Annotated in this window: 15 protein-coding genes; 12 read left to right on the top strand and 3 right to left on the bottom strand. The window is 34.9% G+C overall.

Annotated features, from left to right (window positions below; all coding sequences use genetic code 11):
• The first annotated feature begins 394 nt into the window (after window positions 1-394).
• The 3 genes from BFG57_RS11010 to BFG57_RS11020 all read left to right on the top strand — a co-directional run bounded on the left by BFG57_RS11010 (window position 395) and on the right by BFG57_RS11020 (window position 3,277).
• Complete coding sequence (locus tag BFG57_RS11010; RefSeq protein ID WP_069717546.1) at window positions 395-1,141, top strand: ABC transporter ATP-binding protein; 747 nt, start codon at window positions 395-397, stop codon at window positions 1,139-1,141.
• Window positions 1,134-2,351: an ABC transporter permease gene (locus BFG57_RS11015; RefSeq protein WP_069717547.1), complete on the top strand. Its 1,218-nt coding sequence runs from the start codon at window positions 1,134-1,136 to the stop codon at window positions 2,349-2,351. Before BFG57_RS11010 ends, BFG57_RS11015 begins: the two co-directional genes overlap by 8 nt.
• 203 nt (window positions 2,352-2,554) lie before the next feature.
• The gene (locus BFG57_RS11020; RefSeq protein WP_069717548.1) at window positions 2,555-3,277 is read left to right on the top strand and encodes an EcsC family protein; all 723 of its coding nucleotides are present in this window, start codon (window positions 2,555-2,557) and stop codon (window positions 3,275-3,277) included.
• Between the two features lie 25 nt (window positions 3,278-3,302).
• Here BFG57_RS11020 and BFG57_RS11025 read toward each other — a convergent pair whose 3' ends face one another.
• A complete protein-coding gene (locus tag BFG57_RS11025) occupies window positions 3,303-4,478 on the bottom strand; it encodes a M20 family metallopeptidase (protein WP_069717577.1) in 1,176 nt (391 codons plus the stop codon).
• A 606-nt stretch (window positions 4,479-5,084) separates the two neighbouring features.
• Between BFG57_RS11025 and BFG57_RS11030 the strand changes: the two genes are divergently transcribed.
• Complete coding sequence (locus BFG57_RS11030) at window positions 5,085-5,732, top strand: phosphatase PAP2 family protein (RefSeq protein ID WP_069717549.1); 648 nt, start codon at window positions 5,085-5,087, stop codon at window positions 5,730-5,732.
• Window positions 5,733-5,818: 86 nt separating this feature from the next.
• Here the strand turns inward: BFG57_RS11030 and BFG57_RS11035 are convergent, their stop codons facing one another.
• Window positions 5,819-6,307, bottom strand: coding sequence for an antibiotic biosynthesis monooxygenase family protein (locus BFG57_RS11035; RefSeq protein WP_069717550.1), 489 nt, complete (start codon window positions 6,305-6,307; stop codon window positions 5,819-5,821).
• Between the two features lie 149 nt (window positions 6,308-6,456).
• On the opposite strand from BFG57_RS11035, the gene BFG57_RS11040 reads away from it, so the two are divergent.
• The 4 genes from BFG57_RS11040 to hemY all read left to right on the top strand — a co-directional run bounded on the left by BFG57_RS11040 (window position 6,457) and on the right by hemY (window position 10,740).
• A complete protein-coding gene (locus tag BFG57_RS11040; RefSeq protein WP_069717551.1) occupies window positions 6,457-7,128 on the top strand; it encodes a site-2 protease family protein in 672 nt (223 codons plus the stop codon).
• 166 nt (window positions 7,129-7,294) lie between these two features.
• Complete coding sequence (hemE, locus tag BFG57_RS11045) at window positions 7,295-8,335, top strand: uroporphyrinogen decarboxylase (protein WP_069717552.1); 1,041 nt, start codon at window positions 7,295-7,297, stop codon at window positions 8,333-8,335.
• A 37-nt stretch (window positions 8,336-8,372) separates the two neighbouring features.
• Complete coding sequence (gene hemH / locus BFG57_RS11050) at window positions 8,373-9,320, top strand: ferrochelatase (protein WP_069717553.1); 948 nt, start codon at window positions 8,373-8,375, stop codon at window positions 9,318-9,320.
• The gene (gene hemY / locus BFG57_RS11055) at window positions 9,313-10,740 is read left to right on the top strand and encodes a protoporphyrinogen oxidase (RefSeq protein WP_069717554.1); all 1,428 of its coding nucleotides are present in this window, start codon (window positions 9,313-9,315) and stop codon (window positions 10,738-10,740) included. Before hemH ends, hemY begins: the two co-directional genes overlap by 8 nt.
• A gap of 120 nt (window positions 10,741-10,860) precedes the next feature.
• Here hemY and yhfH read toward each other — a convergent pair whose 3' ends face one another.
• Window positions 10,861-10,986 carry a protein YhfH gene (gene yhfH / locus BFG57_RS11060; RefSeq protein WP_069717555.1) on the bottom strand — a complete coding sequence of 42 codons (126 nt, stop codon included), beginning with the start codon at window positions 10,984-10,986 and terminating at the stop codon, window positions 10,861-10,863.
• Window positions 10,987-11,214: 228 nt separating this feature from the next.
• On the opposite strand from yhfH, the gene BFG57_RS11065 reads away from it, so the two are divergent.
• The 4 genes from BFG57_RS11065 (at window position 11,215) to BFG57_RS11080 (ending at window position 15,316) form a co-directional block, all read left to right on the top strand.
• Window positions 11,215-11,949 carry an MBL fold metallo-hydrolase gene (locus tag BFG57_RS11065; protein WP_069717556.1) on the top strand — a complete coding sequence of 245 codons (735 nt, stop codon included), beginning with the start codon at window positions 11,215-11,217 and terminating at the stop codon, window positions 11,947-11,949.
• Between the two features lie 67 nt (window positions 11,950-12,016).
• Window positions 12,017-13,009 (top strand): lipoate--protein ligase, encoded by a 993-nt coding sequence (gene lplA / locus BFG57_RS11070; protein WP_069717557.1) that lies wholly within the window; start codon window positions 12,017-12,019, stop codon window positions 13,007-13,009.
• Window positions 13,010-13,031: 22 nt separating this feature from the next.
• Window positions 13,032-13,505, top strand: a complete 474-nt coding sequence (locus BFG57_RS11075) for a DinB family protein (protein ID WP_245676743.1) — start codon at window positions 13,032-13,034, stop codon at window positions 13,503-13,505.
• A gap of 275 nt (window positions 13,506-13,780) precedes the next feature.
• Complete coding sequence (locus BFG57_RS11080) at window positions 13,781-15,316, top strand: fatty acid--CoA ligase family protein (RefSeq protein WP_069717559.1); 1,536 nt, start codon at window positions 13,781-13,783, stop codon at window positions 15,314-15,316.
• The last annotated feature ends 151 nt before the right edge of the window (window positions 15,317-15,467 follow it).

Raw genomic sequence — 15,467 nt, forward strand, 5'->3', positions numbered from 1 at the left:
TTTCAATGATAGGTTTGAACGGTTAAGTGGAAAGCACCAATTTGTTCAATGTTATCATCTCCTTGATGGTTTTGCTGTTAAAGTAATATCTCCCTCTTCGCTAATTATCATGCCCGCATGAACAGTTCTTATACAACAAAAGATAACAAAATAAAAAAAGATGAAAATATGTTTGCATAGTAGAGATTGTTCAAAAAATCTAGGTGAAATTGTATTCGTATTTATGCGTCAACTTCTTTATGTTATCTTCATGTCTCTATAATAAGGTATAGTACTCGTGCCAACGTTACATTAATTACTCTACATTTTTGTCTTACTTTTTAAGCACTTACTATGAGTATTGAAGGAACTTTGATAAGATGAAATAGAATCAAATGGAAAGGGACGATTAGTCATGGGACAAGATTTATTGAAAATTGAGCATCTAACAGGTGGATATACAAATAAAAATGTGCTTGATGATGTTTCATTTGAAGTAAAAAAAGGTGAACTTACAGCCCTGATTGGACTCAACGGAGCAGGAAAGAGTACGACGATTAAACATATTATTGGTTTAATGGAACCAAAAAAAGGAACGATATCAATAAATGGAAAGACGAGTGGTTCATCACCAGAGAAATATCGTTCACAATTTACATATATTCCTGAGACACCTATTTTGTATGATGAATTAACATTATATGAGCATTTAGAATTAACAGCTATGGCTTATGGTATAGATAAGGATACATTTGAGAAACGATTGCATCAATTATTAAAAGAATTTCGAATGGAAAAGCGTTTGAAATGGTTTCCAGTTCATTTCTCAAAAGGAATGCGTCAAAAAGTAATGATTATGTGTGCGTTCTTAGTTGAACCTTCTTTATATATAATTGATGAACCTTTTGTAGGTTTGGACCCATTGGGTATTCAGTCATTCTTGAATTATATACAGCAAATGAAAGAACAGGGAGCAGGTATTTTAATGTCTACACATATCTTATCAACGGCAGAAAGGTATTGTGATAAGTTTGTGATTTTGCATGAGGGACAAATTCGAGCTAAAGGCACTTTAGAGGAATTAAAAGAGCAGTTTGGCATGCCAGATGCAACTCTCGATGATTTATATTTGCAGCTAACAAAGGAAGATCAAAATGTTTAATGCAACAGAATTTTGGAAGAAGCGTTTTAGTCTCTTTATAAGTGAAATGCGACGTTATTTACGATTAATGTTTAACGATCATTTAAAGTTCGTTCTTATTTTTGCAATCGGTGTAGGTGCATATTATTACCAGCAATGGATCGCTCAATTGCCTGATACCTTTCCAGTCGTTTTTATTATAGCGGTTGTTATGGGGGCACTTCTCACACATAGTCCAGTGCGGACATTATTGAAAGAAGCAGATCTAGTCTTCTTGTTACCATTAGAAGAACAACTTCAACCATATTTTCAAAAGGCGAAACAGTTTAGTTTAGTTGTCCAATGTTACGTTTTATTAATGGTTGCAGCATTATTTGCACCTTTATATTTTCATTTAAATGATATAACGATTCTTGTATACGTCGTTATGACGATAGCACTCTTTGTTGTTAAAGGGTGGAATATCTATGCTTCTTGGGAAATGAGGTATTTTTCAACATCAACCACGCATCTATCTGATATGCTCGTTCGATTTGCAGTAAATGTGGTGTTTGTTTATTTCTTGTTTGCACAGACGTCGATCATTTTTCCGTCTGTTATAGTACTTATCATGATTGGATTGCTCCTCTATTATCGCCGATTGAATACTGAGAGGAAGGTATTGAATTGGGAAAAACTTATAGAGATTGAGCAAGAGAGAATGATGTCATTTTATCGGATTGCAAACTTATTTACTGATGTACCGAAATATAAAGAGAAAATAAAACATCGTGCTTATTTTAACGTTATTTTAAATTTGATTTCGTTTCGTCAATCATCTACATACACACATTTATATGCGAAAACTTTGATCCGCTCAAGCGACTATCTAGGTGTGTACATCCGTTTGTTAGTAATTGGTGGGGCAATCATTTATGCTTTGCCGTACGAATATGGAAAGCTTATTGTGTTTGTGATTACGCTGTACTTGTCAGGGTTTCAACTATTACCGTTGTGGCGTCATCATGTTATGAAACGTTGGTTGGATCTGTATCCAATTAGTCATAGTGTTCGTACTCGTTCTTTCTTGAACATAATGTTCGTTATGTTAATTGTAAAAGTTGTCTTATTAACGATTGTTGTCGGTTTATCCAGTAGCTTCATGATTACATCGATTGTTCTTGCTGTAGGTGTGTTGTTCAGCTACGCTTTTGTATTTATTTATACAAAGGGGCGTTTGAAAAAGATATAAAACAAGCATCAACTAGGCTCGTAAGATTATTCAGGATGGTTAGTTGAACCAATGAGGAACTATTGGCTCAACTACTGTAGTGATATCAATTCTTTCTCCATTTGAAAGATAGTTAGGATTTCATAAAGACTTTCTGTATCCAATAAAATGAAACTGGACAGGTAATTTACTCTTTTGATTGAAATAAAAAGCGAGGTTCATACATGGATCAATATGAGAAAGAAGCCTATATTGAAATGAAACAATGGGAAGAACGAATATTGAAGCGTTCATCAATGATACAAAGACTTTCAAAACAGACACAAATAAGAGTGAACAGCTTAATCCCAGAGAAGGCTCATGAAATTGTTACTGAAAGCATTAAGAAAATGGTAGAAGGCATATTAACAGGGTCTAATATGATGACAAAAGACGTTCCTGTTCAAGTACAGAGTTTACGTGAACAGGAAGAATTGATCGGGAAGAAGTTAGCATCATATAAAAAAACAGCTGCCATAGAAGGAGCAGGTACAGGTGTAGGTGGTATTCTACTTGGAATGGCTGATTTTCCATTGTTACTTTCTATTAAGATGAAGTTCCTGTTTGAGATAGCAACTATTTATGGATTTGATGTACGAAAGTACGAAGAACGTATTTACATGTTATATGTTTTTCAGCTCGCATTTTCATCTAGAGAGCATCGTAAGAATGCATTAAAGATAATGAAAGACTGGTCTAAAGAGAAAGAAGTAGTAAAAGATATTGAGTGGAGAGCATTCCAACAAGAATATAGAGATTATATTGATTTAGCAAAGTTCTTTCAACTATTACCTGGGGTCGGTGCAGCAGTGGGTGCAGTCGCAAACTATCGTCTTCTTGATCATCTGGGTGAAGTTGCAATTAATGCGTATCGAATTAGAATATTTACAAGTGATAAAACAAGGTAAGACAAGAGGTGCTATAATTCTTGTCTTACCTTGTTTGTGCCTTAAGTGCTGCAGCGCCTAATGTTTGAGCTGCAATGAACATTGCTCTTTCATCAAAGTCAAACTTTGGATGATGGTGTGGGAACATGTTGTTAGGATCACCGATTGCTGCTCCAGTAAAGAAAAAAGTACCTGGTACGTGCTGTAAGTAGTAAGCAAAATCTTCACCAGCCATTTGTGGTTCGATTTCATTTACTGATGAAACATCAGGTATATCACTAGCGATAGTAGTAAGGAAGGTTGTCTCTAATTCATGATTTACGACTGGTGGGTATCCTCTATCGTATTGAAAATTGTAAGTAATTCCTGCTGACAAACAAGTTCCTTTAATAATTCTTGCCATCTCTAATTCGACAAGATTGCGTACGTCTTCTTTAAATGTACGAACTGTTCCTGAGAGGGTTGCTGTATCAGCTATGATATTAAATTCATTTCTCGCTTCAAAGTTTCCTATAGAAAGGACAGCAGAATCAAGTGGATTAACTCTACGGCTCACAATTTGTTGAAGGTTACATACGAGTTGAGATGCTGTTACAACTGCATCTTTTGTATGGTGAGGTTGAGCACCATGTCCACCTTTTCCTTGAATCTCAATTTTAAATCGGTCAGCTGCCGCCATAATTGGCCCTGTACGGTAACCAATGGTTCCAAGAGGTTCAGTTACCCAAAAGTGCGTTCCAAAAATCATATCAACGTCATTTAAGCAGCCGTCTTCAATCATAGGTTTAGCGCCACCTGGAGCATATTCCTCAGCATGTTGGTGAATAAATACGTATGTGCCATATAGTTTATCACGCATCGAGTGAAGGGCTTTTGCTAGGTGAAGTAACATTGACGTATGACCATCATGTCCACACGCGTGCATGACACCTGGAACAGTTGATTTATAGGCGACATCTTTTTCATCTTGAATCGGTAAAGCATCAAAATCAGCACGTAATGCGATCGTTTTGCCTGGCTTTCCTCCAATTAATGTAGATACAATACCATTTCCACCGACATTTGTTCTTACTTTCATATCTAAGTTAGTATAAAAGTTGGCGATGTATTTAGCGGTCTTTTCCTCTTTGAAAGATACTTCAGGGTGCATGTGAAGGTATCTTCGTACACGAATCATATCTTCAAATTGATCTTCTAATCTTTGAAATAGGGTCTGTAAAATCATAATTCCTCCTCATATTTTCACATGTTAAAAGTATAACATGTGAGATATGAAAGAAGAGGTACATCTCAACAATGGAGATACACCTCTCTCTTTTTTTTTTTTTTTTGTAGTAATTGGAAAAAATACTGGAGGGAGGTGTATCACGCAAAAGGTGATCAACTTCTTCCATATGTTTCGTTTCGTCTCCAATCTCACTCTTAAAGAAAGGTTGTAATATTAGTCGATATAGCAGTCACGACTGTAGTGAAATTTGAGCAGAAAATTTATTTGCTAATTCCTCATTACTCTATCAATGAGCACTTTCATCTTGTGATCAATAACATTTTAATCGATTCCTTTCTAAAAAACATATTTTCATCATATCTATTAAAATGGATATCCTGTGCACTTAAGTTCAAATATTTTATTAAATGAATTTCTTTGTTTTGAATTGATGTGTTATATGGAAATGGTGATATTTAGTTTGTTTCATAGATTATCACGTGTCATTTGACGAGAAGACTCCCATTTCAAAACTTAGAAAAGTAAACGAAGTTAAGGTGGATAGCAAGCGTCAGTAATAACCTGATGGAAGTTTTACTTTATGGAAGGAGAATGATTAAGATGAAAATAGGTACTAAGAAGAAATATCGTATAGCAATGATTACTGTTATTGTTGCACTCGTATTATTTGTTAGTTTGTATTGGGAAATCCGAGCTACAGGTGGTCCGACGTTATTGGATAGTGTAATTCAAAATTGGGCTGCTGAAATAAATGAGCCAATTATTATTGGTTTTCTTACATTTATTACGCACTTTGGTTCTAAGATTGTGCTTGTTCCTCTCATTGCAATTGCAGGAATTTGGTTTTGGTTGGTCAAGAAGGATAAGGTAGCTGCGATACTAATTGTTATTGCATATATAGGAGGCATTGTACTTAAGGATGTGCTAAAAGTAGTAATAGCTAGAGAGAGACCTTCGATAAATGAAGCTATAGATGGAACTGGATACAGCTTTCCTAGTGGCCATGCTATGATTGGATTACTTATTTATGCGTTACTTACATATTTTGTGATTCAAAACATGGAGTTATCGAATCGAAAGAAATTAATTTTAATGTCTTTTAGTATTGTTTTTATCTTCTTAATCGGTTTGAGTCGTATCGTTCTATACGTACATTACCCTACAGATGTCATAGCTGGTTATGCTGCTGGGATTATCTTAGTAATCATTTTTATTAGATGGTACCACTGGCTGAAGAATTTAACTTGAGATATTAGGTTTACATAGAGACAGAATAAATGACCTGTTCTATAAATGATGAGAGAAGGTATCAAAAAACTTCTTATATAGTTAGTTCACTTTAAAACAGTATAAGTCGCGACGTAAGATGGACGAGGGAAGATTGAGGTTTTATCAATCCCTTCGTAAATTTTCTTTTGATTAGATGTTTTTGATTTTATCCAAGTATTATAATCTGTCTCACGTTGCCATAAGGTGAAAATGATGTACGTATCTCTTTTTGTAGGACGAAGGAGTCGAATAGCTTGTAACCCTTTTTCTTGTTCAATTAACTGAGCTTGGTAGCGATAACGATCTTCAAATAGAGCTCTCCCTTCTTCACGAACAGGGATGTTGTTCAATACGGCAAAATTTCCTGTTGTTAGCTTTCCTGAACCGTTAATTACTTGATAGGATTTAGGTTCATTAAAAAATGATTTGCCATCCGTTTCATGAAGTAATACTGAAGAGTTTAAATTAGACATTAAAAGTAATCTTTGTTTTCTGTGTGAGTTTTTTAAGGAAGCGAGGTAATCTTCTGTTCCGAATGTGATATGGATGTTCATATTATGCAATCCTTTCATTGAAAATTTTAATAAGAAAATGGAGAAGTGTCACTACGTGCATTTGACTTATTGTACGCATTGTTACACTTTCTAATTTTCTATGGTAGACTGAATAAGGTTAAATAGAATTAAGCAGAAGGATTGAGGGTATGGAGCAGTTTCTTGCATTTCCAATTGAATTAATTCCTTATCTAATCGTGACATTGATGATTGCATTTACCGTTCATGAATTTGCTCATGCATATGTTGCATATTTACTTGGAGATCCTACTGCTAAAAATGAGGGAAGGTTAACATTATCTCCGCTCTCTCATTTAGATGTGTTAGGAACTTTAATGATTTTTCTATTAGGATTTGGTTGGGCGAAACCTGTTCCAGTTAATCAAAATAATTTTCGATATCCGAGAATTTCTGGAATACTTGTTTCTTTTGCAGGTCCTTTAAGTAATGTTATCTTAATGTGTTTAGGTTTTCTAATTTGGTTCTTATTGTTAAGGTTTGGTATTGAGGGAGCAGTTGAACCAGCAATTTACGAAACAATTTATCTTTTTTTTAATACTTTTATTTTATTAAACTTGATTTTAGCTATATTCAACTTATTGCCGTTTCCTCCTCTTGATGGTTATCGAATGTTAGAAAATGCTGTGTCTCCTTCTTTGTCTATTAAAATGAAAAATTTTGAAAGCTACGGTGTTATTTTATTTCTTATATTAGTTTTGACTCCGTTAGATCAGTATACAATCACCCCAATTTTCAATAAATTAATTCCTTATATATTCTCTATAATGGAAAATATTTTTAGTGGCTTGGTGTTGGTCTAGTGTGCTTTCAATGACTGGAACATCAAGTCACTTTCTTCTGTTTTCAACATAATTCAGTCAAATTTTTGAACGTTTAATGTTATTTATGGTAAGTTTATGTTGGAATTAGTATAGTAAAGGTTATGTGTATAGTAATGATAGTATGAATGTGGAAGGTGTTGGAATTATGAATAATCGCCAATTTAATGATACATTTTTAAAAGCATGTCGTGGAGAGAAAGCTGAACATGTACCTGTATGGTATATGAGACAAGCTGGACGATCTCAGCCTGAATATCGAAAACTGAAAGAAAAATATTCGTTATTTGAAATTACGCATCAACCAGAGTTATGTGCATATGTAACTAGGCTTCCAGTTGAGCAGTACGATGTAGATGCAGCTATCTTATATAAAGATATTATGTCACCGCTTCCAGCTATTGGTGTTGATGTTGATATTAAAACAGGAATCGGTCCTGTTATTGATAACCCAATTCGTTCACTTGCAGATGTTGAACGTCTAGGTGAAATAAATCCTGAAGAGGACGTTCCGTATGTTTTAGAAACAATTAAATTATTAACGCAAGAGCAGCTTAATGTACCTCTTATCGGATTCAGTGGTGCTCCTTTCACACTTGCGAGCTATATGATTGAGGGCGGTCCATCAAAGAATTATAATAAAACAAAGTCATTCATGTATAGTGAACCAGAAGCATGGTTTAAATTAATGGAAAAGCTAGCTGATATGACAATTACATATGTGAAATCACAGATTAAAGCAGGAGCGAAGGCAATTCAAATCTTTGATTCTTGGGTTGGAGCGCTAAATGTTGCTGATTATCGGGTATTTATTAAACCTGTCATGGAACGAATTTTCAGCGAGTTAAAAGAAGAGAACGTACCACTTATTATGTTCGGAGTAGGTGCAAGTCACCTTGCAATGGAATGGCATGATCTACCTCTTGATGTTGTTGGATTGGATTGGAGACTTCCAATACAAGAAGCTCGTTCATTAGGGATTACAAAAGCAGTACAAGGTAACTTAGATCCGTCAATTCTAATTGCCCCTTGGGAAGTTATTGAAGAACGTACGAAGGAAATTCTCGATCAAGGAATGTTAAACCCTGGTTACATCTTCAATCTAGGGCATGGTGTTTTCCCTGATGTTAAGGTTGATACATTAAAGCGTTTAACAAAATTTGTGCATGACTATTCGATGAATAAATAAGCAGTCACAGAATTATTAGAGGACGAGGTGTATTGAGATGACAAAACGAAAAATCGGTTTGCTTGTAATGGCTTATGGTACACCATATAAAGAAGAAGATTTAGAACGTTATTATACGCATATTAGACATGGACGCAAACCTTCTCCTGAGATGATTGAAGATTTGCGTGGAAGATACGAAGCGATTGGTGGAATCTCACCGTTAGCTCGCATTACACTTGAGCAAGCAGAGGCTCTAGAAGCTGCATTAAACGACAAGTATGATGAGTTTGAATTCAAGATGTATCTTGGTCTAAAGCACATTGAACCATTTGTTGAGGATGCTGTCTTACAAATGAATAAGGACGGTATTGAAGAAGCGGTCAGCATCGTTCTTGCACCACACTTTTCAACTTTCAGTGTGAAATCTTATAATGGTCGTGCGAAAGAGGAAGCAGAAAAATTAGGTGGACCTAATATTTATTCCGTTGAATCTTGGTATAAAGAGCCAAAGTTTATTCAATTTTGGGCAGATGAAGTTAAGAAAACATATGAAAGTATGTCTGAAGCAGAACGTGAAAATGCCGTGTTAATTGCGTCTGCTCATAGCTTACCTGAAAAAATTATTGCAGCTGGTGACCCTTATCCGAATCAATTACAAGAAACTGCTGAACTAATAGCTGAAGTAGCAGGTGTTAACAACGTTGAAATCGGTTGGCAAAGTGCAGGCAATACTCCTGAACCATGGATTGGACCTGATGTACAAGATTTAACTCGAGATCTATTTGAAGAAAAAGGGTATAAATCATTTGTATATGCACCTGTAGGTTTTGTGTCTGATCATTTAGAAGTGTTGTATGACAATGATTATGAATGCAAAGTCGTTACTGATGAAATAGGTGCAAATTATTATCGCCCACCAATGCCAAATACAGATCCACTATTCATCGAGGCGATGGTCTCATCCGTAATGAAGAAGTTACAAGAAGGGTTACGTGTTGAGTGAAAATAAGAGGAAAATTGTAATTATTGGGGGAGGCATTACAGGGCTAACGGTTGCTTATTATTTACAAAAAGAGATTCATAAACAGCAACTTGCGATTGAGTGTACATTGTTAGAAGCGAGTACACGACTCGGTGGAAAGGTTCAAACATATACAGAAAATGGTTTCGTTGTTGAACGAGGACCTGACTCTTTCTTAGCTAGGAAGCAAAGTGCTTCACGTCTTGTGAATGAAGTTGGAATGAGCGACGCTCTTATATCGAATCGAACTGGAAAGTCTTATGTACTCGTGAAAGATCGATTGCATTTGATGCCTGGTGGTTCTATTATGGGTATTCCAACAAAAATGACTCCGTTTGCGTTTTCAGGATTATTTAGTCCATTAGGAAAGCTAAGAGCAGGAGCGGATTTCATATTACCGCGATCGAAAGAAACGAGTGATCAATCGTTAGGGCATTTCTTTCGACGTCGACTTGGGAATGAAGTAGTTGATCATTTAATCGAACCACTTCTATCAGGTATTTACGCTGGTGATATTGATGAGCTTAGTTTACAAGCGACATTTCCTCAGTTCCAACAAGTTGAAGAAAAGTATCGTAGTCTAATTCTAGGAATGAAGCGAGGAATTCCAAAGCCTGTATCCTCTCAAAAAATGCAGGTAGGGGATAAAGGGATGTTTTTAACGGTATCTACTGGATTAGAGTCTCTTGTTCATGAGGTAGAGAAGCATCTTGATCAAGGAACAGTTCAGTTGCAAACTTCGGTTGAAAAGATCCATAAAAATGATAGTCATTACACGTTAATGCTTAATAATGGTGACGAACTAACTGCTGATGCCGTCATTGTAACAACACCGCATAGGCAAACGGCAAAAATGTTTTCGAAATATCAATTTTTTGAATCATTTAAACAAATGCCTTCTACATCAGTAGCGACGGTAGCAATGGCATTTCCGGAATCGGCTATTAAGAAGGATATTGATGGAACAGGATTTGTAGTATCACGAAAAAGCGAATATACGATAACAGCTTGTACATGGACTCATAAAAAGTGGTCACATACAACACCACCAGGTAAAGTGTTGATACGTTGTTATGTTGGTCGTGCTGGAGATGAAAGTATTGTTCAACGTTCGGATGAGGATATTAAGAAAGTTGTATTAAAAGATTTAAATAAAATATTGAGTTTGACGGACGAACCTGAATTCACGGTAATCACTCGTTGGCAAAATGCAATGCCACAATACACAGTCGGTCATAAACAACGTCTTAAAGAGGTACACGAGAATATTGAGCGGAATCTTCCTGGTGTATTTTTATCTGGTGCTTCCTATGAAGGGCTTGGTTTACCAGATTGCATTGATCAAGGTGAACAATCAGTAAGAAAAGTATTAAAATTTATTAATAAAAAAGTCGAGGCATAAGTATGTCTCGACTTTTTATATAGTATTGTATAAGAAATATAGTCTGTTATAATACAAAAAAAGAGTCTGATACATGATATATCAGACAAAACAATTAGGAGATAATTAACAAGGTATAACTTACTTGAGATCACTCAAGCATCGTTCACATTGATTATGATAACACTCATGTTGTTCTTCAATGACTTCACCACATTTGTGGCAGTGCTTTGGCGGAAGATTTTTGAAAAATTCAGTTATTTTCATGTCGTTTCCTCCTTTGGTTCATGTCATTAATTAAGATGATTTAATTGTATTATAACAGATAATAAATGTCAATGACTGTATTGAAACAAAAAGGTTTTTTTATAAAAATGAGTCATCTGTACTAAAACAGTCATATAGTGTTGTTTAGTTTGGAGAAATATTAGATAAGCTAAAGTGGTGACTCTATTTAATATATGGGGAAAAATTTAAAAAAGTGAGGTATGAGGTGTGAAAGTAACAGTTATTGGATATTGGGGTGGCTACCCAAAAAGAAATGAAGCAACTTCAGGTTATTTGATTGAGCATGAAGGGTTCAATTTGTTAGTAGATTGTGGTAGCGGTGTATTATCACAACTACAAAATTATATTAAGATTACGCAATTAGATGCCGTTATTCTTTCTCATTATCATCATGACCATATCGCTGATATCGGAGTGTTACAGTATGCACAAATGATTAAACGGATTTTAGGAGAAACAAATAAAACATTACCAATCTATGGTCATGCTAGCGACCAAGACAATTACTCTAAGTTAACAAAATCGGCTGATACGAAGGGTATTGCTTATGACCCAGACGAAGCGTTAACTATTGGTCCATTTACAATTACTTTTTTGGAAACAGATCACCCTGTTACATGTTATGCAATGAAAATCACAGTTGGTAATGTGAATGTCGTGTATACTGCTGATACGAGTTATAAAGCTGATTTTATTCCATTTGCACAAAATGCAAATTTATTAATTGCAGAAAGTAACTTCTATCATGGTATGGACGGAAAATCAGCAGGACATATGATGTGTACAGAGGCAGCGACAATCGCGAGTAAAGCAGAAGTAAACCAATTATTGCTCACCCATTTGCCCCATTTCGGTCAGTTACAAGATTTAGAGCAAGCAGCGAAGAAAGTATATGAAGGCTCATTATCTTTAGCATCAACAGGATGGCAATGGGAATCGTAACAGTTGCTCCAACAGAAAATAATAAGTACGATAAAGAAAGAATATAGTATAAAGGCAGGAGATTAAGGTGCTTTTTATTGATAATCAAGGAATCACAGATCCACGTATTAATTTAGCGATTGAAGAATATGCTGTAAAACATCTTGATATTAATGAGACGTATTTGCTTTTCTATATAAATGAACCTTCAATAATCATTGGGAAAAATCAAAATACAGCTGAAGAAATTAATCAAGATTATGTAGATGAACATGGAATCCATGTAGTGAGAAGGTTGTCTGGGGGTGGTGCAGTCTATCACGACCTCGGTAATCTCAATTTTAGTTTTATAACAAAAGATGACGGAGATAGTTTTCATGATTTTAAGAAATTCACTGAACCAGTTGTAGATGCATTGGCTCAACTTGGTGTGAATGCAGAGTTATCAGGTCGAAATGACATTGTTGCTCAAGATGGTCGGAAGATTTCTGGTAATGCACAGTTCTCAACAAAAGGAAGAATGTTTAGTCACGGAACATTGCTGTTTGATTCAGAAATTGATAGTGTAGTTTCTGCATTAAATGTGAAGTTGGATAAGATCAAATCAAAGGGTATCAAATCTATCCGTAGTCGTGTTGCTAATATACGTGAATTTTTAAATAAAGACATGAAGATTGAGGAATTTCAAGAATTGTTACTTCATTCTATTTTTAATAGCGAAGGGAAAATTCAAACATACGAGTTGACAGAAGACGATTGGGAGAACATTCGAGAAATATCAAATGCACGTTATAAAAATTGGGATTGGAATTATGGAAAGTCTCCAAAGTTTAATGTTCAATATGCACACAGATTTTCAATAGGTCAAATTGATTTACGTTTGGAAGTATCAAAAGGTATGATTGACAACGTCAAAATTTATGGGGATTTCTTTGGCGTTGGTGATTTAAGTGAACTTGAAGAAATTTTAACTGGCACGAGATATGAGAAGAAAGAAGTTCAACGTGTATTAAGTGAAATTGATTTAAATCATTATTTCGGAAATGTTGCAAAAGATGAGTTTATTAGTATGATGTTTTAACTGGCTGTTCAAATAGTTGATCATGAATGAGGAAAGTGGTGAGGATATGCAGTCTGTTATTGATAAGTTGAGTTTTTGGATTAACACAGTTCCAAAAGAATTTAGTTACATGACTGAACTAGAAGTGTCTGAACGAACAAATCCAAATAAATGGTCAAAAAAAGAAATTATCGGCCATTTATGTGATTCCGCTATGAACAATCTTGAGCGATTCATAAAAATTCAATATGAAGAGCAACCATTTATCATTACGCCATATAATCAAGAACAATGGGTACTATTACAAGATTATGAAAATAGCTCAATTGAAGAAGTATTAAATCTATGGTGTAGCTTAAATAAACAAATCATACGTGTCATTGAGAAAATACCGAGTGAAAAACGTTCGTATTTGTGTGACATAGGTAATAAGCAAATTCGTACTTTTGAGTGGCTTATTGAAGATTACCTTGAACATATGGAGCATCACCTTAATAATCAAGTATTTGTTGATTAAAGTAAGGATGATTTTATATGTTATGACACGTGTTAATACGTAAAATAAAGTAGTTTTATTCGTTATATTCGTTATTTTTAACTAATATAAAAGGTGGTACAAATCAATTTAGATTGATTCGTACCACCTTTTTATTTATATACAGTATTAGAAAAGTGACAATTATAGACAAAATGATTGAAAAATTTTAAGTTTTTCAAGTATAATGAAAAAAGAATATTCTTAAAATTAATAAAATGAATGATTGTTCATTCATTAAAAGGAGAGGACTTGCTATGAATCTATGTGAACAATTCCATCTTGCAGCCGAAAAAAACCCGAATAAGGATGCATATGTATTTCAGGGGATGAAAGGTACTTATAAAGAGCTACAGCAACAAATTAATGCATTTGCTGCTTCTTTAATGGAAAGTGGGATTAAAAAGGGCGATCATATTGGTTTAATTTCTGCTAATACGCCTCAGTTTGTGATTAGTTTATATGGTGCTCTACAAGCTGGTGCAGTTGTGATACCAATTAACCCAATTTATACTGCCGAAGAAATTGGCTATATATTAAATAACGGAGATGCAAAAGCTGTTATTTCTATAGATAAGCTAATGCCGATGTTTGATAAGATAGATGCAAAGCTTCCTAATGTTGAGAATTACATAGTCCTTGAAACAGGGAAGATGGACTATAGTCAATTTTTGATTCGTGATAAAATGAAACCGTTTTCAATTTGCTTGCAGACAGTTGTTAATAGTGGGAGCTTTCCAAAGCTGAGCCAAGAAGATTTAGCAGTGATCTTGTATACATCTGGTACGACAGGAAAACCTAAAGGTGCGATGCTCACACATGGCAATGTATATAGTAATGCTATCGATGTAGCAGATTATTTATCTATTAATGAAAATGATACGGTTGTCAATGTTTTACCAATGTTTCATGTATTTTGCTTAACCGTTGCTCTAAACGCACCATTAATTAGTGGTGGAACATTATTAATTCTACCACGTTTTAGTCCAGAAGAAGTCTTTGCGACAGTGTTAGAAAATAAAGCAACTGTATTTGCTGGTGTTCCGACGATGTATAATTTCTTACTTCAATATGCGAAAAGCAGTGAAGCAGACTTCTCATCTATTCGTCTATGTATATCTGGCGGGGCTTCTATGCCAGTTGCCTTACTTAACAGCTTTGAACAAAAATTTGATGTACGCATTTCTGAAGGCTTCGGTATGTCAGAAGCTTCTCCTGTTACATGCTTTAACCCATTAGATCGACCGAGAAAAGCAGGCTCTGTTGGAATGAGTATAAGAAATGTTTTCAATAAAGTCGTAGATCCTGAAGGGAATGAAGTACCAGTTGGTGAAGTAGGAGAGCTTGTCGTTCAAGGGCCTAATGTTATGAAAGGTTATTATAAGATGCCAGAAGAAACAGCTATGACATTAAAAGATGGCTGGCTTTACACTGGTGATATGGCACGCATGGATGATGAGGGTTATTTCTATATCGTTGATCGAAAGAAAGATATGGTAATTGTTGGTGGGTATAACGTTTACCCTCGTGAGGTTGAAGAAATATTATATGGACATCCTGAAGTAATTGAAGCAGCTGTGATTGGAATACCGGATCCGAATTACGGAGAAGCAGTTAAAGCATTTGTTGTAGTGAAGGATAAGACGTTAACTGAAGAATCATTCAAAGAATATTGTGCCGCTCACTTAGCAAAGTACAAAGTTCCATCAGAAATTGAGTTTTTAGAAGAATTGCCAAAGAACACAACTGGGAAGATACTGCGTCGTTCACTACGTGAGCTAGCAACGAATTAAACTCATTAATCATATTTCTATTAAGATCGACTGTATCTAGGTGATAAAGTTTATAAAAAATATTTTAATATTATTAGATTTTTAAAACATATGTAAAAGATAGTACAAGCATTACTTTATATGCTTTTGCTATCTTTTTTTCTTTGGGAAA

Origin of the sequence: Bacillus solimangrovi, assembly GCF_001742425.1 — a bacterium.
In the GTDB taxonomy this organism is placed as follows: domain Bacteria; phylum Bacillota; class Bacilli; order Bacillales; family Bacillaceae_N; genus Bacillus_AV; species Bacillus_AV solimangrovi.